21 protein-coding genes are annotated in these 23955 nt (G+C 43.3%); 6 read left to right on the top strand and 15 right to left on the bottom strand.

The genetic code is table 11. The features are described from left to right. Positions 1 to 12 precede the first annotated feature (12 nt). Positions 13 to 1455: an SDR family oxidoreductase gene (locus Q1A18_RS02680; RefSeq protein WP_299577071.1), complete on the top strand. Its 1443-nt coding sequence runs from the start codon at positions 13 to 15 to the stop codon at positions 1453 to 1455. Positions 1456 to 1536: 81 nt separating this feature from the next. Here the strand turns inward: Q1A18_RS02680 and ccsA are convergent, their stop codons facing one another. The 14 genes from ccsA to Q1A18_RS02610 form a co-directional block, all read right to left on the bottom strand. Then, entirely contained in the window at positions 1537 to 4656 is a 3120-nt protein-coding gene (ccsA, locus tag Q1A18_RS02675; protein WP_299577070.1) for a cytochrome c biogenesis protein CcsA, read from the bottom strand. Between the two features lie 149 nt (positions 4657 to 4805). Continuing rightward, positions 4806 to 6308 (bottom strand): NapC/NirT family cytochrome c, encoded by a 1503-nt coding sequence (locus tag Q1A18_RS02670; protein ID WP_299577068.1) that lies wholly within the window; start codon positions 6306 to 6308, stop codon positions 4806 to 4808. A gap of 126 nt (positions 6309 to 6434) precedes the next feature. After that, positions 6435 to 7091, bottom strand: coding sequence for a cytochrome b/b6 domain-containing protein (locus tag Q1A18_RS02665; protein ID WP_299577066.1), 657 nt, complete (start codon positions 7089 to 7091; stop codon positions 6435 to 6437). Between the two features lie 2 nt (positions 7092 to 7093). Then, the gene (locus Q1A18_RS02660) at positions 7094 to 8038 is read right to left on the bottom strand and encodes a cytochrome c3 family protein (protein WP_299577064.1); all 945 of its coding nucleotides are present in this window, start codon (positions 8036 to 8038) and stop codon (positions 7094 to 7096) included. 50 nt (positions 8039 to 8088) lie between these two features. Next, a complete protein-coding gene (locus Q1A18_RS02655) occupies positions 8089 to 8511 on the bottom strand; it encodes a cytochrome c (protein ID WP_299577062.1) in 423 nt (140 codons plus the stop codon). 23 nt (positions 8512 to 8534) lie between these two features. After that, complete coding sequence (locus Q1A18_RS02650) at positions 8535 to 9476, bottom strand: DUF5777 family beta-barrel protein (RefSeq protein WP_299577060.1); 942 nt, start codon at positions 9474 to 9476, stop codon at positions 8535 to 8537. Between the two features lie 23 nt (positions 9477 to 9499). Further along, positions 9500 to 9880, bottom strand: a complete 381-nt coding sequence (locus tag Q1A18_RS02645) for a hypothetical protein (protein WP_299577058.1) — start codon at positions 9878 to 9880, stop codon at positions 9500 to 9502. A gap of 81 nt (positions 9881 to 9961) precedes the next feature. After that, positions 9962 to 11008, bottom strand: coding sequence for a hypothetical protein (locus Q1A18_RS02640; RefSeq protein ID WP_299577056.1), 1047 nt, complete (start codon positions 11006 to 11008; stop codon positions 9962 to 9964). Positions 11009 to 11146: 138 nt separating this feature from the next. Further along, positions 11147 to 11749 carry a Crp/Fnr family transcriptional regulator gene (locus Q1A18_RS02635; RefSeq protein WP_299577167.1) on the bottom strand — a complete coding sequence of 201 codons (603 nt, stop codon included), beginning with the start codon at positions 11747 to 11749 and terminating at the stop codon, positions 11147 to 11149. A gap of 438 nt (positions 11750 to 12187) precedes the next feature. Continuing rightward, on the bottom strand, positions 12188 to 12397 hold the full coding sequence (locus tag Q1A18_RS02630) for a zinc ribbon domain-containing protein (RefSeq protein ID WP_299577054.1): 210 nt from the start codon (positions 12395 to 12397) through the stop codon (positions 12188 to 12190). Between the two features lie 74 nt (positions 12398 to 12471). After that, a complete protein-coding gene (locus tag Q1A18_RS02625; RefSeq protein WP_299577052.1) occupies positions 12472 to 12648 on the bottom strand; it encodes an Arc family DNA binding domain-containing protein in 177 nt (58 codons plus the stop codon). Positions 12649 to 12819: 171 nt separating this feature from the next. Beyond that, positions 12820 to 13665: an SPFH domain-containing protein gene (locus Q1A18_RS02620; protein ID WP_299577050.1), complete on the bottom strand. Its 846-nt coding sequence runs from the start codon at positions 13663 to 13665 to the stop codon at positions 12820 to 12822. Between the two features lie 95 nt (positions 13666 to 13760). Then, complete coding sequence (locus Q1A18_RS02615; protein ID WP_299577048.1) at positions 13761 to 13991, bottom strand: hypothetical protein; 231 nt, start codon at positions 13989 to 13991, stop codon at positions 13761 to 13763. Between the two features lie 71 nt (positions 13992 to 14062). Then, the gene (locus tag Q1A18_RS02610) at positions 14063 to 14656 is read right to left on the bottom strand and encodes a sigma-70 family RNA polymerase sigma factor (protein WP_299577046.1); all 594 of its coding nucleotides are present in this window, start codon (positions 14654 to 14656) and stop codon (positions 14063 to 14065) included. A gap of 160 nt (positions 14657 to 14816) precedes the next feature. On the opposite strand from Q1A18_RS02610, the gene uvrA reads away from it, so the two are divergent. After that, a complete protein-coding gene (uvrA, locus tag Q1A18_RS02605) occupies positions 14817 to 17621 on the top strand; it encodes an excinuclease ABC subunit UvrA (RefSeq protein ID WP_299577044.1) in 2805 nt (934 codons plus the stop codon). A gap of 152 nt (positions 17622 to 17773) precedes the next feature. Then, positions 17774 to 19555, top strand: coding sequence for a hypothetical protein (locus Q1A18_RS02600; protein ID WP_299577042.1), 1782 nt, complete (start codon positions 17774 to 17776; stop codon positions 19553 to 19555). A gap of 145 nt (positions 19556 to 19700) precedes the next feature. Here the strand turns inward: Q1A18_RS02600 and Q1A18_RS02595 are convergent, their stop codons facing one another. Next, positions 19701 to 21035, bottom strand: coding sequence for an MATE family efflux transporter (locus tag Q1A18_RS02595; RefSeq protein WP_299577039.1), 1335 nt, complete (start codon positions 21033 to 21035; stop codon positions 19701 to 19703). A 108-nt stretch (positions 21036 to 21143) separates the two neighbouring features. Here Q1A18_RS02595 and Q1A18_RS02590 point away from each other — a divergent pair, with 108 nt between their 5' ends. The 3 genes from Q1A18_RS02590 (at position 21144) to Q1A18_RS02580 (ending at position 23939) form a co-directional block, all read left to right on the top strand. Beyond that, positions 21144 to 21692, top strand: a complete 549-nt coding sequence (locus Q1A18_RS02590) for a hypothetical protein (RefSeq protein ID WP_299577037.1) — start codon at positions 21144 to 21146, stop codon at positions 21690 to 21692. A gap of 185 nt (positions 21693 to 21877) precedes the next feature. Next, positions 21878 to 22855 carry a type IX secretion system membrane protein PorP/SprF gene (locus Q1A18_RS02585; RefSeq protein ID WP_299577035.1) on the top strand — a complete coding sequence of 326 codons (978 nt, stop codon included), beginning with the start codon at positions 21878 to 21880 and terminating at the stop codon, positions 22853 to 22855. Positions 22856 to 22964: 109 nt separating this feature from the next. Beyond that, positions 22965 to 23939, top strand: a complete 975-nt coding sequence (locus Q1A18_RS02580) for a type IX secretion system membrane protein PorP/SprF (RefSeq protein ID WP_299577033.1) — start codon at positions 22965 to 22967, stop codon at positions 23937 to 23939. The last annotated feature ends 16 nt before the right edge of the window (positions 23940 to 23955 follow it).

The following is a 23955-nucleotide window of genomic DNA, read 5'->3' as shown; positions in this document are numbered from 1 at the left end:
CAAAGACAAACCATGAGAATATTACTTACAGGCATTACAGGTTATGTTGGGAAGCGAATCTTGCCCCTCTTGCTGGAGCAAAAACATGACGTCTTTTGTTGTGTCCGAAACCTGGATCGCGTGGAAGAAAAATGGCTCAACCACGCCCAAGTTCAACTGGTTGAAATCGATTTTCTTAAGCCACACAATCAGCAGGATTTCCCAAAGGAAATTGATGTTGCCTATTACTTAATTCATTCGATGGCTTCTACTTCCGGAGATTTTGAAGAATTGGAACTGACAGCAGCGCGCAATTTCAGAAATTTGATTAGCCAATCGCAAGCGAGGCAAGTGATCTATCTAGGGGGAATATCCAACGACAAGTACCTTTCCAAACACTTACGTTCGCGCTTAAATGTGGAGAAAGAACTTGGCAAAGGGAACTACGCATTGACATCCTTGCATGCCGGCATCATCATTGGTTCCGGAAGTGCTTCCTTTGAAATTATTCGTGACATGGTGGAAAAACTACCCATAATGATTACCCCCCAATGGGTACTCACCCTGTCCCACCCCATCAGCATTCGGGATGTACTTAAGTTTCTGATTGGGGTCATGAACAACGAAAGCTGCTTCAACCAATCCTTTGATATTGGCGGAAAAGATATTCTTTCCTACAAAGACATGCTGCTCCAGTATGCCGAAATCCGCAAGCTAAAACGTCGCATCGTTACCCTGCCCATCATGACGCCGCGACTTTCCTCCTATTGGCTGTTCTTTATCACTTCCACCTCTTACAAACTGGCTGTTAACCTGGTAAACAGCTTAAAAGTGGAGGTGATTGCCAAAGACAATTCACTGGCCGAAATGCTTCAGATTGAACCGCTGACCTACCGGGAAGCCGTTGAAGCTGCCTTTACAAAAATTCGTCAAAACCAGGTATTCTCCAGTTGGAAAGATGCCTTGAGTTCCACCGAATTCAATCCCAATTATGCCGATCATATTGATGTTCCGAACTATGGGTGCTACTGGAACAAACAGTCGGTGCCCTTCACGCAGGATCCCGAAAAGGTGTTGCAAACCATCTGGTCAATCGGAGGTGACAATGGCTGGTATTATGGCACCTGGCTTTGGCAAATAAGAGGTTACCTGGATAAACTAACCGGTGGCATTGGTTTACGGCGCGGACGTACCAACCCCGATGAAATTATGAATGGCGATGCGCTGGACTTTTGGCGCGTGTTGCTGGCCGACAAGCAAAAAAAGCGCTTGCTGCTTTATGCCGAAATGAAGCTTCCGGGAGAAGCCTGGCTTGAATTTAAGATTGTGCAATCGGGCAATGAAAACCGCCTGATACAAACCGCTACTTATCGTCCCATTGGAGTCTGGGGCCGCTTTTACTGGGGTTTGTCCTGGCCCTTCCATCTTTTCATTTTCAGGGGCATGGCCCGAAACATATTAAAAGCCAGCAACTAAAACAGCTACTGGCTTTTAATATATTTTGATTTTTCAACAGAACCAACCAGGACTATTCCTGCCCAGTTTTGCAATCTCCTTTTAGTCTTTAGCCTCCAACTTCACCACTTTTTCAGCATCGCCATATTTATTTTCTGACCGAGCTGCCAAAAAGATCGATACAAACACCACCGCAACAGCAACATATACAAAGCCCGGAACGGCAGGTGCATCGCCCTGAGCATAGGAGTGCATTCCCGACAAATAATAGTTCACTCCAAAGAAAGTCATCAGCACCGAGCTAAAGCCGGCCAAAGCCAGTGCACTCAGCACAAAGTGATTGTACATACCCGGTACTTTCCGAAGGTGAATGATGAAAGAATATACCAGGATGGTAACCAAAGCCCAAGTTTCTTTTGGATCCCAGCCCCAGTAGCGCCCCCAGGATTCATTGGCCCATACGCCACCAATAAATGCTCCTACGGTTAGAAGGATCAACCCGACAATCATGCTTAATTCAATAATGATGGCCAACTCCACAATGGTAAATGAGGTATTTTTCAGGTTCCCGGGCTTACGCAAGGTCATAATAATCAGGTTCAGAAAGCCAACCAGCGCAGCCACCCCTAAGAAGCCATAGCTTGCCGTAATAACAGCCACATGCACAATCAGCCAATACGATTTCAACACTGGCACCAGGTTCGTAATTTCCGGATTCATCCAGCTCATGCCCGCCACCATTAAAATCAGCGAAGCCAAAATGGTGGTAACGGCCAGGGTAATCTGCGATCGTTTCAGAAAGACAAAACCCGTCAGCAACGAAGCCCAACCAATGTAAAGCATGGTTTCGTAGCCATTACTCCAGGGAGCATGCCCGGCAATGTACCAAAGCAAGGCCAATCCTGCAGTATAGGCTGCAAACACAACAGCAACCAGCCAGGTTCCTGCCCTCAATATTTTTTTCAGCTTTAGTTTTTCGTTGAAAATACCGAGCAGGTGAATAATTAGCAGCAGGAAGCCCACCACGCCACAGATTTTGGACAGCCATCCAAAAATATTCCAGTTGTTATAGCGGATTTCCCACTTTATTTTCGTCTGGCTTGGCATAATTTCGTTGCCATGGGTCTGCTGAAATTCTTTCAGGGCTGCGAGCTTTTGATCGGCCAACCCGAAGTTGCCTCGGCTGATGGCTTCGTTTACCGCCTGAAAATAACCGGTCAACAAACGTTCATCACGCCCTTCATTAGCCGGGTTTTTATAATATTCCTTCTCTCCCACCCATTTGTTATTCGCATCATTCTCCAGGGGAAATACCTTGAGAAAATCTCCCTGAAAAATCTGGTAACAAATATTCATACGCTCATCCACATTGATGATTTCCTTATCGTACTTATTGCGTTGAGTAGGTTGCTTTTGATAGGTGGCATCCACCAGTTGCTGCAGCTTGTAAACGCCGGTGTTCGGGTCCAGCATTTGGTTGAAAGTAACATATTCGTCCCGAAATCCCAGCTGCTTGCGCAGTTCGCTGTTATTGATCCGAATAATGGGTACATTTCTCCAGGCCGCAGGACGGGCGCTCATGCCTAAAAACACTTCTGAAGCGCTCAAGCCTTTAAAGGTATTTTTCTTATTCAACTTACGCATAACTTCGGAAGCCAGTGTATTCACCGGCTCTACGCGTCCCTTGGTATCCTGCACCAGCAAGGTTTCAAACCGCTTCAAATGATCCTTGTCAATTTTAACCAGGTTATCATTTTGAGCATTAACCACCGTGGGCAAGATGAATAAGGCTGCAGCAAACAGGCCGGCAAAGCTTTTCTTCTTCAACGCTTTTAAACGGGAGCTGGAACGCAAAAGCGACTGGAAACGACTTTTCTTATTAAAAAAGGTCGCAACCATTCCCAAGGTCATCAGAAAATAACCAATGTAAGTGACCATCGTTCCTAAATAATCGTAGCTCACCGAAAGAACCGTTCCCTTTTCGTCCGTATCATAGGAAGATTGGAAAAAACGATAACCATCGTAGTCCAGAATGTTGTTCATGAAAATCCGATAAGGCATTTCAAGCTGGTTGCGGCTATCAATAAGCGTTACTTCGCTGGCATACGAAGAAGGACTCATGCTTCCCGGATAGCGTTCAAGCTGAAAATCGCGCAGGTGGATTTTAAAGGGAAGCTCAATTAATTTGGGTCCGAACCCCACGTTTACATGCACATCTCCCAGGCGAGTTTGCGTGGTTTTTGCCTGCTCTCCCGAGTTTTTAAATACTGCTACTTGTTTTTGCTGATCAGCCAGTTTCAAGTTTACCATAATGGCATCGCTGGCTTGCTTGGCTGCCGCTCCGGTAACACGCGACAACACTTTGCGGGCAAATGGGTAATACCCTTTCATGGCAAAAATATAGCTGCCTAATTGGTACATGCCCTGCCCTTTCAGCGGGATTTCTTCTCCCGGAGCAACGGTTTGCTCCACGTTGCCAGTCATGGCAACCACATGAATGCTATCTTTTGCTTTCAGCAGAAGACCATCAGCCGAGCGCTTCAAATAAATGGACGCATTTGTGTTTTCGCCTTCAAAACTAACCCGAAAGTTATTTCGAGTAATTTCCTCGTTTAGCTCCAACACAACATCATCGCGCGAGGTATTCCGATTAACCAGGATAAAAGAGAGCATAGGCCGTCCTCCTTCATCTGCAACAATGTTTTCAACCGCTGAAGAAACATAGTCAAGTACCTCAATTTCCAATTCCTGGCTTCCAATTTCCAGCGATTTATCAAAATTGTTTCGGGTGTAAGGTGAAAACATCACCGACCAGTCTTCCTGGCTGTTTGCTTCAGCTGTGGAAGCTTCAAGTTGTATAAAAGTATTGGTGGATATCAGTTGATTCGAAGCCTGTCCTTCCCGAATATGCATCATGCCTTCGTAACTGTAAAAACGGGTAATACCCGCTCCAACCAGAATAACAAGAAAAGCCAGGTGAAAAAGCACCATGCTCCAACGTTTCAGCTGAAAAGCCTTGTAGTAGAACAAGCCGCCTACCAGGTTGAATGCTGTAAATGCCAACAAAATATTGAACCACCAAGCATTGTAAACTAAGATTTTTGCAGTTTGGGTGCCATAATCATTTTCGATAAATGTAGCATATGCAATGGCTACCCCAAATATAACGACCAGGCAAGAGCTGGTTAACATGGAAAACAACGCAGACTTTAGTTTTTTCATTCTTCACAAGCTTAAGTAGTAACTTACTAGTTCATCTTTCCTCTTAACAAAAAATTACTCCAACCTCATGTAAGGCTGAAGTAATTACGATCTTTTTCAAATTCTATTTTACTTCAACGATCCAGCTCCAAAATAATCAAATATTCTGATCAATACAAACTAAAATGACAATCGGAACAGAATGTTGTACGCCACTTTTCATTGATATCAACCGGATGTTCAAATTCCAACGGACTGGCAGATGTTCCATAAACAAGTTGGTCGGCAGTTCCCTGGGCCAGAATATCATGACACAGGTTACAATCGCGCGAAATAACATCGCCCTGCGTTGTTTCATGACGATCGTTGTGACAACGATAACACCCCGTTGTTTCAAGGTGCCCCAGATGGTTTGGATACACCGTCCAGTTTACCTTCATCACCGGAAATATATTCTTCTGATAACCTGTTTTAATTGCCTGAATTGCCTGATCGTATAGCGCTTTCTGATCAGTCATGACTTCCGGATACATAATTTCGTAATACTCCTTGGCATAAGCGTCAATCGCATTCATGGCACTGTCCACCGTTGGATATTCCGAACTCAGAGCATCCATCGCCACAAGCTTAATGTCTGGCAGCTCCCTGGAAATTTCACCGGCAGTAATGTAATCATCGATAAAGTTGGCAGGAGACAAATAGTTGTGCGAAGGACGGTTATGACAATCGATACAATCCATGGTCCGTAATTCCACTGTTTCCAACTCCGAGTCTGACATTGCCACCGTTTCATCCCGGTAAACTTTAACTTCACCAGTTTTCAGGTTGGTATAGCGAACCCAGGGAATGGTATCACGTCCTTCGTCCACCGCCCGATATTCAATTTTAATATCGGGATTGATGTGCCAGTGAATGCCTTCCTGAAGGCCTTGTGCGCTGTAAGTAGCACTGGTTTTCATCATCAGGTGAATGTCCCACTCCGTGGTGCTTCCATCGGCCAGGTACGACTTTTTGGTGTTGATCTTGCGGGCATAAAATTTCTCTGTCCAGTGACATTCTTCGCAAGTTTCGCGCGCCGGCCGCAGACTATGAATCGGAGTTTCGATTGGTCTGGGGTATTTGTTAAACAGCACCGAATACACCTGGTACAAACCCGACATTTTACTTTTCACATACCAACCGGCCCCCGAACCGACATGGCACTCCACACAACCTACCCGTTCGTGAGCCGATTCCTGATAAGCAGTATACTCTGGCTCCATAACCTGGTGACACAATTTTCCACAGAATTCATCCGACTCGGTTAGGTGAAAGGCTTCATAACTTCCGATAGCTGACAAGATCAGAAAACAGATTGTACCAGCCACGAAGATGATGGAAGCATTACGCACCGAAGTCTGGTTGAAATCAATAATCGGCCAATCCTTTACATGAGCTTCGTCCGGGTGCTTTTTTAAGCGATTTTTCTCTTTGAGAACCCCAATTGGAATTAAAATTAAGCCCACAACCAGCACCATGGGCAAAGCGATGTAGATAAAAATGCCCAGGTAGGAACTGCCAATGTCAAAGATGGCTGAGATTATAAATAAGAACAGAATGATGAGTAAGCTTATCAGTGCAATTGACGCTCCAATAACCGAAGTTAAATTCCTGACGGACTGTGGTAATTTCATGGAGATTGTTTTAAAAGTGAATGCAAATCCTTTTACAAATATCCAGACGCCTTAGGATCTGTTATAACCCTGAGCGACCTTATACCAAATCAAAATCCCATTATCAAAAAACGCGTTTCCGGCAGGCTACTTCTCCTTCTTTTTGTCCTTTTCTGTTGGATGAACATCATGATATCCATTGATGATGCTTCGGAAGTTATCCAGCGGATTTTTTCCAATGGAAGCCACATACAAGTGAATGATCAGAAATATAGAAATTAAAAACCCAACAGAACCGTGCAAAACAGCGGTCAGAAAAATCCCACTAACCGAGTACACCTGTTCAATTATTAATTCAGGAAAAAGCAAAGCAATTCCGGTAACAATTGCCAAGGGAACAAAGCAATACATCACAAAGATGTAGGCATACTTTTGCAAGGGATTAAACTTTCTTTTTTCAGAAATCGGAAACGGACTTTCTTCGCCTTTAAACAAGCCTGAAATGTAATAATTCATTTGTTTGGTCAATCGCTTAACCAAGCCTTTGGGCTTTATTTTATAGTATTTTTTGTTCGGGGTAACCAAGTTCCCAATAAAAAATACGAAGTAGCTTAGCGTTACAATTACCCCTACGATATTGTGCATTTGAACGGCCAATCCAAAGTCCATCGGAAGCATGCTTAGTTCGGAATACTGCAAGCGAATTCCGGTTAAAATCAATAGAATAATCCCCAAAGCATTAACGCCATGCCAGATTCTAAGCCAAAGCGGGTAAAGGTATATTTTGTTATTCTCAGCAGTCATAATTACTTACTTTTTTTAACGATTCTGAAAATCCAGTGAATAGCGATTCCGAGTACAGCCAATCCAAAGATAATGAAGCTTAACAGTTTCAGCAACGGATTCTGGTTGGCACCAATCACATAGGCTTCATTGGTAAGAATGGCACCAATTTTTCCTTCTTCGGAACGCGCCTGCAGATTTTCATATTTATACAACGATGCTTTCAACATAGAGTTCGATGAATGACAGTCATTGCAGTTTCTCAAAGCTTCTTCTTTGGGTAAAATATTATGCGACACCAAGAATGAGTCAACAACCACGGTATGACATTCGATGCATCGAACATTTTCGAAATGCAGCTTTTGGTTTGGCAACCAATCGTGTACCTGGCTCAGCTGTGGATTTTCGCCTGATGATACGGTCTGGTATTTCAACACATCATCATGGCACGACAAACACATGTTGTTATTATAAGAAACAATTTCAGACACCTGATTGCTTGTTCGTGCGGTAGCACGGTAGTAATGCTGATTATGACATTTGGAACAGGTAAAGCTCTCGCCGCTTTGCTGGAAGTGTACACTTTTGTGAAACTCTTCTTCAATTTTATCAAACTGATAATCGGCATAGGTCTCATCGCCACCATGACAGTCGAGGCATGTGGCCAGCGGTTCCAGTTTGAGTTCGGCGTTGTGTGGATAAGTTTCGTAATCGGGCGAATGGCAATCCGTGCAGCTAAATCCGCCATGAACACCTGCCACCATCAGTGTAGAGTCTAAAATATAGAAAGGATTCATCATCCTTTTAGTTTCTACCTCTAACCAATCGTTATAAAAAGAGTAGGTTTGCTTGGCATGACAACTTAAACAATGACTATTTTCGGCGGGCATTTCCTTACCCTGCCCACTGGATACGATCCCAACTGAAAGAAATGCGGTGAGTAAAATACTCCTGATTAAAATTGACATTTTAGTGAAGTTTAAAAGCCGGAAGTCGCTACCTCCGGCTTATCTGGTTCTTACTTCTTCATTGCTTTAATGTAGTTAACCAATGCCCAGCGATCTTCCTCTTCCGGGATTTTGCTTTCGTAATTAGGCATTTCGTCCCGTCCAATGATAGACTGGAAATAAACAACGCCATCGGCCTCTTCTTTGAACTTCTCTGAAGTGAATGACAAGATCTCTGTTTTCATGCTAGCAGCCTTTGGTCCGTCACCTTCGCCATTGTTTCCATGGCAGGAACGACAGTGCTTGATGTAGAGAATCTTTCCTACGCGCTCCAGTGATTCATCTCCGACATAAGGATTTTCCATTTTCTGATATTTTTCTGGAATATCCCAGGGAGCAGGTTTTACTTTATCTTGAACGGTTACAAACGACAGTAAAATTCCGCCGACAAATACGATGACAAAAAATGTCAATAGGTTTCTGTACTTTTTCATATCTCTCAATTTTAAAATGTCAATTAAAAACTCCATAACCGGGTAATTGTAAACCCTATAGCAAAGTTATCAAAATCAATGCCATTATAATTGTTAATCATCATGTCTTGCAACAACATGGCCTGAGAATTACCCATATAAATTTGGAAAGCATGCGTACTTGTTGACACTTCATAACCGAATGACAGGTTTGGCTCCGGATGATAAGGTCCATCCCACCCCGGCGTGTTCTCCGCATTCCAGCCCGGATTTTGTTCTGAGAGATCATCAATTTGCAGAGGAGCATCAAAGTTAAAGATGATAGCTCCCTGGGGACTTACTTTCAAACGACCGTTAAAGTGTAGTCCAACCCGGTCGTGATCCTGCCACTGGGGAACAAAGTTTGCATGCGAAAAGCTTACTGCACCTTGCACCGACAAAGCATTGGTCACTTTACGTCCAATAATTAACTCAGCAAAGTAAGACATGCGAGACTTCAAATTAAAGCGGGACCTGGCATAAGGCATGTCGTAATTATAAAGCTCAAGATCGTCACGATCCATCCCGTCAATAGCGGTATTGGCAAAGACTGTGACAAAAACGGGCACTTTATTTTTACGCGTTTGCTCCAGAATGGTCCACTTAATGTTGAAGTCGTTATACATGTTCCTGCGCGAGATTCCCCAACCGATTTGCACATTGTTTGCAACAACGTAGTTCAATCCTAACCGGATGTTACCAGCAGGCGCATAAATCCCCCATAAATCGGAGCTGCCATTGTCGATGCTACCAAATTTATGCTGAATGACCATTTCCAGGGTTTTCACGGTTGGCACCATCGAAGTTTGCTGGTCAATTAACATTCCGCTTTCCCAGGCAAACCGTACCGGTTTATCCTTCTCTTTAACTTCAGTCGTTTCTTCCTGAGCAAACAAATTAGTGCAAACAAACAGACCTAAAAGGATATATAATATTTTACTCTTCATAGTATGATTTCTTTTGATTTTCACTAATTATTCATCGCTCCCTGCTGAATCCAAACCAAAACGAACTGGGCCTGGGCTGCTGTATATTGCCGGTGCCCGTGCGTTGATGCTCCGGGAGCCACATAGGAATAAATCAAGCTTGATTCGGGGTTAGCGGTATCAATGTATTTAGCCGTATTAATGCTCTGATAGGCTTTGTCTGCAGTTAAATCAGGAGCTTGCCCTCCGGCTTGATGACATTCAGCACAACGTGAAGTAAAAATGGGGAGAATGACTTCAGAAAAACTTACATCTTCATCGACGGGAATATCGGGAAGCTCTTCCTGAGCAATAAAATCATACTCACATGCGCTAATTGCTAAGCCAAGAACTGCAATAATCAGGAATAATTTAATTTTTTTCATTTTGCGTGGTGTTTAGCTTATCTCGATAAGAAAAAAGCTTCTGTTTGGAGAAGAAGCTTTTTTCTTTAAATGGAGTATTTTTTAATTAACAGCTTCTGCTTCTAATGCTTCGATGGAGTTATTCAACAAAGCTCTCACATATTTAGGGTTGTGCACGCCTAAACTACGATCTTCGTCCAAGCCAGCCCAGTTAAAGAATGCACGGGCTCTCACCATTGAGTGTTCTCCAACTACCGGATGATAACCTGTTGCATCATCACCTGCCACAACGCCAGCGGCAATTAACAAGTCTCTTAATTCAACCAATTTATCTTGAATATCTGTTTGAATACCACCGTAATTGAAATCAGTCGCATCTGCATCATGACATTCATTACAAGCATTCACACTCGGATTCCAGGAGTGACCTCCCTGTCCGTCCACAAAATCACCCATATGACATCCAACACAAGAAGCCTGAGCTAAGTGTAAGTTAGAACCTGCTGTTGGGTATTCTGTTGACCCTTCAATTTCGGCAAAACCAACACCAGCAACAACATTGGCCTGAGCTCCGTGGTGCGGTCCATAATGAGTATTTGTAATTCTGTAGGTATCACCTGGTTTATCAATCGCAGGTTCTGCACGACGAGACTGGTGACAGTTTGCACATAAATTACTATTGCCCATCAAATCCATTGTTACAGTTTCATCGAAGATCGGATTAACAGGATCACTCAAACGAAGGGCATAATCTCCGGACTCGAATGAATTATGCAAACCATGACAAGTCCCACATTCCCATGCATTAGGACTGGTAATGGCTCCAAAAACCTCACCGAACTCAGCAAACTGAACAAAACCTTCATGCGAATGACATTGAGCACAATCGGCTCTGGCACCTGCATAAGCAACTGCATTTACTCCACTTTTGTGGACTGACATTGCAAATTGCCCTTGAATTGCTTCAATATTCTCTCCGCCGTGGCAAACCAGGCAGGTTACATGTCCATCAGCACCATCAGCACCATCAAGACCGTCTTCACCATCTACCCCAGGAAGTCCCTGAGGTCCTTCTTTAACACACGCTGGAATAAGTAATAATACGAGCGAGGCAACAAACAATAACTTGGTTATTTCTCTAAGTTTCATACGCTTAAAATTTAGTACATTCATGTAATTTGGAATTCCTTCCAACTCTTTAGTTTGATTATAAAAGTATAACCGAAAGCACTAAGTTCTAAAGCCTAAGCAGTGATATATTTCGAGGGAAAAGTTGACATATGTCAATTAGCCGTTTTTGCTGATTTTTATCAGCTCCGGCTCATTCAGAATCTCAATTTCATTACGTCGCTGCAAGATGATTCCTGAGACCTCTAATTCTTTCATGTTCCGAATAAAGCTCTCTTTTGTCATCCCCGACATTTCAGCAAATTCCTGCTTACTCAGCTTATACTGAAAAGGATTTGCTTTATAAATTTCATTCTTCAGGTAAAGGAGGGTGTCTGCCACGCGACCGGGCATGTATTTCTGAGTTAAACCAATCAAAGTATTCAACATCTGAATACTTTGCTTATTATTATATTTCAGAAGCTCATAAGCAAAGCGACTATTGCGGGCAAGCAGCGTATTTAACCGACTGGAGTCAATAAAACAACATTCAACCGTTGTTAACGCGGTAACCGTAAAGTGCCGGATATCATCACTAATTACTCCTCCGGCTGTCACCAGATTATGGGTAGAAATCAGGCGCATGATGACATTTTTTCCCGTACTTCCTTCAGCAACCACCTTAGCTAAACCTTTTTTCATGCATACGAAGTGTGTGGTCGATGTATTTTGCTTAATAATGGTTTCACCTGGATTAAAGACTACATTTCGCCGACTTGTCATCAGGTAATCCATATCCTCCTTTGACAGGCATTCGAAGATACTGGACTCTGCCTCAGGCAAACAATTCAAGCAGCAGGTTAATCCACAATTTACACAATCATTTATTTCCGCTTCTTTAAACATCCGGTTTTAAGTCTGTAGTTAGAGTTAAATCACATGCTGGTATAAATATATATATTAATATTCGCATGCTTCAATAAATCATATCCTATTTTAGGGCTAGGATAAACGCTGTTTTTTTTCAATATTTTAATATACTGATAATACGCGAATTAAGAAACCGGATTTTCCCAAAAAATGTTGTACAATATTCCTTTTAAGCAGCATTTAACCACAGAACATGCTCTGGAACATAGGAATGCGCCCTGAAACCCCGGATGGAGCCATCGTGATCTCTTCAATTCACAAAACACATCCGGGCAACTAGCCAAAAACCTTTTAGTTGGTTACAAAATCCAATACGCTGCTCCCTCCCGGCAGTTTAGCTCCCTTATACAACTCAGTATATCCGCAGGCAGTGCAAGAAACTGCGGTGAATCGTCTGTTTTGGATATTAAAATACTTGGTAAACCCGGATCCGGTTGTTCGAATTTCATCAACTTCGGGCTTTTTCCCTCCGCATTTGGGGCAAACATAAACTTTTCTCATACAGATATTCTTATCCCTGTTTCATGTTAAACAAATTCTATAAAAAGCAGCCATCCGGAACTGACCAGATGCTGCTACTCGTCTTTTGATTCCTTTCCAGGCTTTCGGCCTGCCTCTTTCAAAGCTTTATTTATCAACCATTCCAGCTGACCATTAATACTCCGAAAATCATCCGCTGCCCAGCGTTCCAGCGCAGCATAATCTTTCGGATCTAAACGCAATACAAATGATTTCTTCTTTCCCTTGCTCATCCTATCCTTCTGTATAATTAAAAATCGACCAATTTTTAGGCCAAGCTATCAGCTGGGGACGGCTCCAACCAACAGCATGGTCCAGGTAAACATGCATTGCATACAACTGAAATGCATTAGAATAAAGAGTGCTTACTGACTTCAGGTTCTTTTTCGTCACAAAATTTTCATTTAATAAATAGAGCCTGTATTAACCACGGGAGTAGCCTCTTTGTCTCCACAAAGAACAACCATCAAGTTACTGACCATGGTCGCCTTTTTGTCTTCATCAAGCTCTACAATTCCTTTCTCGCCTAATTCGTCCAAAGCCATTTCGACCATACCAACGGCTCCTTCCACGATTTTAAATCGTGCAGCAACAATAGCGGTTGCCTGTTGGCGCTTCAACATGGCCTGGGCAATCTCCTGCGCATAAGCCAGGTAATTAATCCGGGCCTCCATCACTTCAATTCCAGCAATTGCCAGTCGTTCTGTTACTTCTTTTTCTAATTCCTCATTCACTTCTTCGCCTCCGCTTCGAAGCGTAATTTCAGCCTCATGATCTTCAAAATTATCATATGGATAAAGACCGGCCAGCTTACGGATCGCTGCTTCCGTTTGAATCGTTACAAAATGTTCAAAATCGTTCACATCGAAAGCCGCCTTAAATGTGTTTTTTACCCGCCAAACCAGCACCACACCAATCCGAATGGGATTTCCAATTTTATCATTGACCTTAATTGGCTCACTATCCAGGTTACGAGCCCGCAGTGAAATCTTCTTCTTCGTAAAAAAAGGATTGACCCAGCAAAAACCATTCTTTTTCACAGTCCCTCGGTAATCGCCAAACAACACCAAAACAACACTCTCGTTCGGATTAACAACTGTAAAGCCAACGGCCAGAAAAATAAAAACCACGATTAAAGCAACGGCAGGAAGAGCCATTCCCAGAGTAAAACCAAGAACAATGAGCACAATTAGTACAAATTCAACAAGAACAAAAACATAACCAGATAGCGCATGATGATTTCTTTCCATAGCTTGAAGATTAGATTGATATTAATATGATATCACTAAGCTACCAAAAAAAAGCATCTTTGTCAAGATGCTTTACAACCACTTTTTCACTTTGATTAGTTCTTAATAAGCTCGATGCTTGCGGTTAAACGCGAATTCAAAACATCGTATGACCGGGAAAAATTCAAAATTGCCTCAACTGACTTTTCTGATGGCGTAAACGAACGCTCCTTTCCCTGTTGATGTTCATTTTCTCCCATCAAGTCATTTGTTTCAATTTCCTGAGGTCCACACCGATCAATCGCAAAATCATGAATAAAATAAACTAAGGTAAAATTCTTCTTCATAGGCATTTTCGTTTCATTTTAAGATTCAAATAGAAAACGCCAACCCTTAACAATTATTGTCTACCCTATCCCTAAATTTTTGTCAAACTCAGCTTATTCTTCTCAATCAATTTTCGCAGGTTGATCAGCGCATAGCGCATGCGCCCCAAGGCAGTATTAATACTCACATCTGTTTGTTTTGAAATTTCCTTAAAGCTCAAGCCCATGTAATGTCGCATCACAATAACCTGCCGTTGATCTTCCGGAAGCAGTTCAACCAACTTCCGCACATCTTCAGTTATTTGCTCATACACCAGCTTATCTTCAATATTTTCGTCGGAGTACCTTTGCGAATTGAAGAGGTCAATTTCGGTATCATCATTCGACGTTGTATTCAGCAACTTTTCCTTCCTGAAATGGTCAATGATGAGGTTATGGGCAATCCGGAGAACCCAAGAAACAAACTTCCCATTCTCGGTATATTTCCCTGTTTTTAACGAACGGATTACCTTGATAAAGGTATCCTGAAAAATGTCTTCTGCGAGTTGATGATTTTTGACAATTAAAACAATGTAGGTAAAAACCCTGTTTTTATGTCTTTTGACGAGCTCTTCAAGAGCCAACTGATCACCATTTATAAAATTCTGAACGAGTTGATTTTCGTTCAATGTATCTGTATCGAACATTACTTTCAATTTATATTATACTGATAAACAAAAGTAAAATTCTTCTATAGGCGATCTATTTTAGGTGTGAGTAAAACAATTTCTTAATTTTGCACGAGGTAAAAATGCTGGTTTTTTGCTAAAAAAACAAATTTATTACCGCCTAAATAGAGATACGTCGATGGCAAAGAATAAAATAACAACTCAGGAAATACATATCAAAGGGGCTCGGGTTCACAACCTTCAAAACGTTGAAATCAAAATACCCAGAAACAAACTTATGGTTATTACCGGACTCTCAGGCTCCGGAAAATCATCGCTGGCATTCGACACGCTTTATGCGGAAGGGCAACGACGGTATGTAGAAAGCCTGTCTTCATATGCCCGGCAGTTTCTTGGCCGAATCAACAAACCAGAGGTTGACTTCATCAAAGGAATTCCTCCGGCCATCGCCATCGAACAAAAGGTAAACACCCGAAATCCACGTTCTACAGTAGGAACATCAACCGAAATTTATGATTACCTAAAGCTGTTATTTGCCCGCATTGGCAAGACCTATTCCCCCATTTCCGGCCAGGAAGTTAAGCGTCACCGGGTAACCGATGTGGTCAACTATATTTGTACTCACCCAACCGACACCCGCGTACTGATATGCTCACCACTGACAACCAAAAACGGACGTACAGTGCAAGAAGAAGCTGAACTTTTACTGCAACAAGGGTTTTCAAGAATTGAAACTCCCGAAGGAATTAAGCGAATCGATCAATTAATAGCCGACCAGAAAGCAGATTTCTGCTCGGGGCAGTGCAACATTGTTATAGACAGGTTACAAGCCTCCCAGGACGAAGACAATGTAAGCCGCATGGCTGATTCAGTGGAGACGGCCTTTTTTGAAGGCCGTGGAACCGCAATTGTTAAAACCTATGAGGGAGACCAACCAACGGAACACGTGTTTTCCAATTTGTTTGAAGCCGATGGTCTTGAATTTGAAGAACCCTCCGAGCACCTGTTCAGCTTTAACAATCCCGTAGGCGCTTGTCCCACCTGTGAGGGCTATGGCAAGGTTATCGGAATTGACGAAGATCTGGTCATTCCGGACAAATCGCTTTCCATCTATCAGGATGCCGTGGCCTGCTGGAAAGGCGAAAGTATGCAAAAATGGAAATATGAACTCATTCAGCATGCAGCCTCATTCAATTTTCCGATACACAAACCTTATTACGAACTGAACGAGGAACAGCGGGAATTACTTTGGACCGGCAACAGTTACTTTGAAGGGTTAAACGCCTTCTTTAAAATGCTGGAATCGAAAAGCTACAAAATTCAGTATCGCGTTATGCTTTCGCGCTACCGTGGAAAGACGAACTGCACCGACTGCCGCGGAACGCGATTAAAAAAGGAAGCCGGCTATGTCAAAGTCGGAGGGTATTCTATTCAGGATTTGGTTTTGTTGCCTGTTAATGAATTGAAAATATTCTTCAAAGAATTGGACATTAACGAGCACGAGACGCAAGTTGCCAAACGCATTCTGATCGAAATCAGTAATCGTCTGAATTTTCTGGATGATGTCGGTTTGGGTTATCTTACCCTCAACCGCCTGTCAAGCACGCTTTCCGGCGGCGAATCGCAGCGGATCAACCTGGCCACTTCGCTGGGATCAAGCTTGGTCGGCTCGCTTTATATTTTAGATGAACCCAGTATCGGGCTTCATCCGAAAGACACCGAGCGCTTAATCAACGTTTTACGAAAACTGCAGAAAATTGGCAATACCGTTTTGGTGGTTGAGCACGATGAGGAAATCATTCGTGCTGCCGATGAAATTATCGACATCGGCCCCAAAGCCGGTATACATGGTGGCCAGTTGGTGTTTCAGGGCAATCATAAACAGCTGCTGCAAGCCCAAAACAGCCTGACCGCCGACTACCTGAATGGCACTAAAAAGATTGAAATTCCCGAGCGACGTCGGAAATGGAACAATTTCATCGAAATAAAAGGAGCACGCGAAAACAACCTGAAAAACGTCTCCGTTAAGTTCCCACTCAACACCATGACGGTGGTTACCGGTGTCAGCGGTTCCGGCAAATCCACCTTAGTCAGCCGCATCCTGTACCCGGCAGTGGCCAAAATTTTTGGAGGCTATGGCGAAAAAACCGGGCAACACGACACGGTCAAAGGGGATTTCAACCGTTTAACGTCGGTTGAGTTTGTCGATCAAAATCCCATTGGGAAATCATCACGGTCTAATCCGGTCACCTACCTGAAGGCCTATGATGAAATACGAAAACTGTTTGCCGAACAACAAGCCTCGAAATACCAGGGATTCAAACCCTCCCATTTTTCATTCAATGTTGATGGCGGTCGCTGCGAAGAATGCCAGGGCGAGGGAGAAATCAAAGTTGAAATGCAATTCATGGCCGACATTCACTTGCAATGCGAGAGCTGTCATGGCAAGCGTTTCAAAGACGAGATACTGGAAGTGCAACTTCACGGCAAAAACATCCACGACATCCTGGAAATGACCGTCAACCAATCCATTGAGTTTTTCAGCAGTTTCAAAGGAAGTTTTGAGAAAAAGATTGCCAAAAAGCTTCAACCTTTACAGGATGTTGGCTTGGGTTATGTGAAGCTTGGACAAAGCTCCTCAACCTTGTCGGGCGGAGAAAGCCAGCGGGTAAAACTGGCCGCCTTTCTATCAAAAGAGAAGGACTCCCCTGCCCTGTTTATTTTCGATGAGCCAACCACCGGCCTTCACTTTCACGACATCAAAAAGCTGATGGACTCCTTTAACGCGCTTATTTCGCGAGGACACAGTATCATCATCATTGAACACAATCTGGAGATTATTAAATCAGCCGATTGGATCATTGATTTAGGGCCTGAAGGAGGTAAAAATGGTGGTCATATTTTATTTGAAGGAACACCGGAAGATTTGATAAAAAACTCAGACTCATATACCGCCAAGGCTCTGGCTGAAAAAATGAGCTAGTACGAAGTCTTTCTATTCTGGGGTTTTTCTTTCAAGCCAGATAAAAATCCGTATCTTTACAGGCGACAAAAGAGTGAAATACGGGAACTTGCCAAGGGATTTAAAGATCAGAAGATCACCCCTTAAATTGCAAACTCCCCAAAAAAAATCCAATGAATTTGAATAGGCATACTTTTAGTATTCCGGTCATGGGGCTGGGATACACCATAGACACCCCCGTTCGGGTGGCACACTTGGGAATATCATCCGTTATTTCCATCGTTGATGATATTCTGATTGAAAAGATGCGCGAACTCTATAGCAAGAAGTTCGACCTTCCATACCAAACCATCACCTCCAAGGTAGAAGACTTTCGGGCTAAACGCATTGCCGCTTACCTGAACCTGGTTGACAAGTTGGTAAACGAAAAAATCGACGATCTTGTGGAGAACTTTCATAAGAAGGAAAATGAAATTGAGAAATACTTCGAATTACTTCCAAACTCCACACAAATTCGCGAAAAGTTTAACCACTTGCTTGAAAACACAAGTCTACAGGATGTGAAAAACTGGTTGCGTAACAACTTAAAGCCCGGGAGCATTGATGTGAACATCATGACCAAGCTGGATAAGGCAAACTACAAAGACAACGAGCAGCTGCCCATCGAATACAATGATGCTCACGCAGCTTTGCGTGGCTTTGCCACCAGTAACCTGAGTTCATCCATCGTACTTTCGGCCGGAATGAACCCAAGGCTATACAGCTACCTGGAAAACTTCAGCGATTTCTATCCGGACGAACAAGGACAGCTTCGCAAAAAAATCACACTGAAAGTCAGCGATTTTCGTTCAGCCATGGTTCAAGGCCGCTTCCTTGCTAAAAAAGGAATCTGGATTTCAGAATACCGTATCGAGTCAGGTTTGAACTGCGGAGGACACGCCTTTGCTACCCAAGGCTATTTGCTTGGGCCAATCATGCAGGAATTTAAAGACAAACGCCAGGAACTGATCGACTCAACGTTCAGTGTTTACCAATCCGGCTTGAAAGACAAAGGACTTAAAGAGCTGGATCAGGCTCCCGAAGTAAAAATTACAGCGCAAGGTGGTGTTGGAACCCATGAAGAACATCAACTGTTGCTGGATGAATACCAACTGGACAGCGTTGGCTGGGGAAGCCCTTTCATGCTGGTTCCTGAGGCCTGTAATATTGATGAGAAAAGCCTCGAGCTCTTAAAAAATGCCGGCGAAGAAGACATGTATCTGAGCAACGCCTCCCCACTGGGAGTGCATTTCAACAACGTTCGGGGAGCCAGCCAGCAGGAAGCCATTCAGAACTACCTGAAAGAAGGAAAACCCGGTTTTCCATGCACCAAAAAATACTTGGTCTTCAACACGGAATATACCGATAAACCAATTTGTACGGCATCGAAGCAATACCTGCGCAAAAAGCTCAAGGAAGTGGACGAGTCCGATCTGACAGCTGAGCGAAAACAAGCTCAAAAAGCAAAACTTACGGAAAAAGAATGCCTTTGCGAGGGACTGACCAATTCAACCTACTTGGCCAATGGTCTTCCTACCGACAGCAAACGCAACGGCGTAAGTATTTGCCCCGGACCAAACATTGCATATTTCAAACAAGTTGTTTCACTAAAGGAAATGGTTGATCACATCTATGGCCGCATCAACCTGCTCAAAGACATCAAGCGTCCCAACCTGTTTGTAAAAGAACTCAAAATGTATGTCGAGTATCTTGAAAACAATTTGAAAGAGGCTCGTGAAGAACAGGATGACAAACAATTGGTTTACCTGCGAAAATTTCAGTCGAACCTGAAAGACGGAATCAGCTATTACCAGCAGTTTTTCAAAAAGTATGAAGCTAAACTTCAGGAAATGAAGAAAGATGTTTTCAGCGAACTGGAAGCCTTCACTAAAAAACTGGATCAGATAAGTATTTAAACTATCTGAGTTAACTTAATGAAATCCGGGTATGTTGAAGTCAGCTTCAGATACCCGGATTTTTTTATCTCTACCGACTTGTTTATCCCCAAATAAAAGGAGTCAGTCAACTTACCTGTCAGCTAGAACCAGAAGTATAAAAACCTTAATCAAGCTTTTTCCACTCCCGTGAAATAAAGTAAGCTACAATCAATGCCGAGCAGGTATCCGAAATTGGCATTGAAATCCAGATACCATTCAACTGCAGAAAATTAGGAAGCACAAACAACAGGGGAATCAACACAATAACTTGCCTCAACAAAGTTAACAAGGTGGCGATATTGGCTTTTCCAATCGATTGAAAGAAGTTACCGGCCACCACTTGGAAACCCACAATTGGAAGCGCAATCAGCGACAATCGCAATCCTTGCTTCCCCAACTCCAGCAATTGCGGATCAGACGAGTTAAACAAGCCCACGATAAGCTCCGGTATCGCTTGCACCAACATAAAAGCAGCAATGGAAATAAGGGTCGAGGCAATCATGGCCAATCGCAAGGTTTCTTTTACCCGGCTTCCGGAATTCGCACCATAGTTAAACCCAATGATTGGTTGCGTAGCCATATTAATAGCTACAATAGACATCACAATCAGGGTCACCACCGAGTTGATAATACCCATGGCACCAACAGCCAAATCACCTCCAAACCGAATCAGTTTCGTATTAATCAGCGCCTGCACAGCAGAATTGGCCGTCTGCATAAAGAAGGGCGCCATTCCTATGGATAAAATTTCTTTAATAATAGGGAGCTCCAGGCGGAAGTACTGTGGTCGTAACTTGACAATTGATCGACCACTCTTAAAATGAGCAAGCACCCAAGCGCTCAAAACGATCATGGAAATAACCGTTGCATAAGCCGCTCCTTTCACCCCCATGTCAAACCAGAAAATAAAAATCGGGTCCAGAATCAAATTAATGCCTGCACTTAAAAGCATGGAGTACATGGCAATTTTCGCATTTCCTTCGCTTCGGATAACATTATTCAGCGAGAAGCCCACAACCTGAAAAACGACTCCCAGCAGAATAATATTGAGATAATCATTCGCATACTCAATCGTTTCCGGTGTAGCTCCAAAAAGTTTCAACATCGGAATCTTAATTGCAAAGCCAATAAGCATGATCAATCCGGAAACGAGGATCATCATGGTAAAGCTGTTGCCCAAAACCCGTTCGGCCCGATCCATATCCCGGCGCCCCATATTGATTGACACCAATACCCCGGCACCAATACCAATTAGCATTCCAAAAGCCATGACAATCAACATAACCGGGAAGATGACAGAGACTGCACTTAAAGCCACAGCACTCACCCCCTGACCAATAAAAACCCGGTCAACAATGTTGTACAGAGCATTTACAAACACCCCGATAAACGCAGGAATAAAGTATTTCACCATCAAGCGAGGTATACTTCCCTCACCCAACTCGCTTGTTTTGTCCATTTCAAAAAAATTGGTGCAAAGGTACTCATTCAAATCAACAAATCAGACACCCTCCAATTCTCATTATTGCTGCGGAAATATTAAATTTGCAGCTTAAAGTTAACCGTCATGAAAACAGAAACATCCAAAAAGATTAGTGCTCAAATCATTGAACAGCTAAACTCAACCAATGTAAATACCTCCATCCAGGCAATCTCAAACTTAAAGGAGAACGGCAATGTCAACTACATTCCGGCTTTGGTGGAATTGCTCCATACCACCCAACATCCGGAAGTAAAGGCACAGTTGCGTGTGCTTTTTTCAGAAATCAAACAAACAGAAGCAGTTCCATTTCTGATCGAAGCCATTGAAAACAAAAAGTACAACAACGAACTGCAACCGTTAGTTTCGGCCTGCTGGGAAAACGGCTTGGACTTTAGCATGCACTTGTCGCTGTTTATCAACCTGGTGATTGAACACGAGCTGATGGTCGCATTTGAAGCCTACACGGTGATAACCAATATGTCGGGGAAAATCTCGAAAGAAATCCTTGAAAAAGAAAGTGCCCGATTAAAAGATGCCTTCTTTCAGGCAGATGACCAAAAGAAAGAATTGATCCACGATTTGCTCCACTTTCTCCCTGACTTTGAGCGAGGAATTGAGCCCCAAGCTTATTAGATCGTTCTCCAAAAAAGGAAGCCTTTTTGAATTTGGCTTTCCTTTCCGCCACGCCTTTTATGCTCGTCAAAGAATGAGCAAAACAAGTCAACACACAATTCTCCGGATAAGGAAGGTTGCAAGGCCTTCCACTTTTTCTTAATTTATACAGCATCTTTAATCGGTCATTTCTAACACAAAGAACCATGACGACAATCCGATTCCTACTGGTCTGCCTGGTTTTTATCACCTTCAAACGACCTACATTGGCGCAGGATTTTAGTGCGGTTCAATATTACTCAACCCCCATTCTGCTCAATCCCTCCTATGCCGGACAAACCGGAGGAGACCGGCTTTTGGCTTCGGTGTACACTTCGCTTCGGCAAAATGCCAAGTCCTATCAGAAATTTATCAGTCACGATTTTTTCCTGAAGAAGAAAAGTCTGGGACTGGGTTTTATCACCGGTATCCGGCGCAATCATCAAAAGCAAGACTATATTCCATTTCTGGAGCTTTCTGCAGCAAAGTTTATCACTCTAAATCGTCGCCGGTATTTTACTCCTTCTTTAACCTTAGGGGTTCATCAGGCTTTTAGAGATCCGGAGCAATATTTGGCCGATCACATGACCAATTCGAATCCTTCACCTGAAGATGGTTCGCTGCACGGAAGTAGTTTTTTTCGCACCACCGAGCTGGGTGCCGGTGCAGGTCTCTTACTTTCCAACTACCATGGTTCTGTAGGCGTGGCGAGCAAAATCAGACGATCGTATAAGAAAAACCCAAGCACCGACTCGTACAATGAACTCGATTGGCATATCCTGTTTCATGCCGAAAAAATTTTCACTTGGTACCAGCGAGGTCTGCTCAGCCGTCGTTACCTGATTCGCCCCAGGGCAGTTTTACACTACGGAAATGAATTCACGCAACTGTTTGCGGAGGTCACCGTCCAACGCAAGCAATTGGAATCCGGCATTGGGTTTTTGCCAAATTTCGACACGTCGCAAAGTCGTTTTTCCCTCCACCTCGGCTATGACTTTAAGGTTTTAAAAGTAAGCTACCTGGGTTCGCTTCTGAAAACGCCCCAGGGAATTCAGGATCCAATGCACAACATCAGCCTGCAGGTTATTTTGCCTGAACTAAAACGCTTCGATGTTCCGGTTCCTGCCCTCATTCGATCGTTATAAGCCGGATTTACTGTTATTCAACAGCTTCAGCTCACGCTCCGAATATTTTCAAACTTAAATGTTACTTTTACTATTTGTGATCAATGGGGACTACTAATCGATAAACTTCGTGAAAAAGGCTTTTTTTCTCGTGCTTTTCCTATGCCGGATTATGCTGGCCAACGGGCAAGATGCAGAATATTCGCAATTCTACGCCAACCCGCTATATTTAAATCCGGGGCTGACAGGAACTTCTGCTGCTCCAAGGCTGGTTGTAAACTACCGCAACCAATGGCCTCAAAAGGGAACGACCTACGTTAATTACAGCTTATCCTACGATCAATATATCCCCAAAATGAAAGGCGGTCTGGGCATCCAGCTTCAAAACAGCAACGAACTGAACGGACTGATTGAAACTTCTTCGGGATACCTGTTTTACTCGCACCACATTAAAGTGAATGATCGTCTGTTCGTTGATGCCGGACTTCAGCTTGGAATGAGCTATAAAAAGCTGGATTATGGGCGGCTCATCTTCCCGGATATGATTGACCAACTAACCGGAATCAGCCTTCCGGGAACAATGGACCAACCGGAAAATGCCAGCAAACTCTATCCTGATTTCGGCTTTGGTGCTCTGGGCCAATACGATGCTTTCTTCTTTGGATTCAGCCTGATGCATTTAACCCAACCCGACGAATCTGTTTTCACGGGAGATCAAAAAGGGAAGTTGCCTCTAAAAATCACGCTTCACACCGGTGCAAGAACACACCAATTCCATCGCGGACTCTTATCGCGTGAGTTTACGCTTTCACCCAACCTGATTTATCAGCAACAGGGGGCATTCAAACAAATCAACCTGGGCCTTTATATGCTGGAACAGTCGTTGGCCGGAGGAGTCTGGTACCGGCAAAACCTGGGCGCACAACCCGATGCCTTAATCCTGATGATTGGCATTATGAAAGAGCGGTTCAAAATAGGTTACAGCTACGATTACACCTTATCGGGGTTATCCAATTATTCGAATGGGTCGCATGAGTTTTCGCTCACATTTTTTATTGGAGAAAAACACAGCAGTCGTGATGCCTTGCTGATTCCATCGCTTTAGTAAAACCCTGCTAAAT

It is taken from the genome of uncultured Sunxiuqinia sp., from assembly GCF_947495665.1.
In the GTDB taxonomy this organism is placed as follows: Bacteria; Bacteroidota; Bacteroidia; order Bacteroidales; family Prolixibacteraceae; genus Sunxiuqinia; species Sunxiuqinia rutila.
Note: the sequence above shows the minus strand (reverse complement) of the source record. Positions and strands in the feature narration are given on the sequence as shown.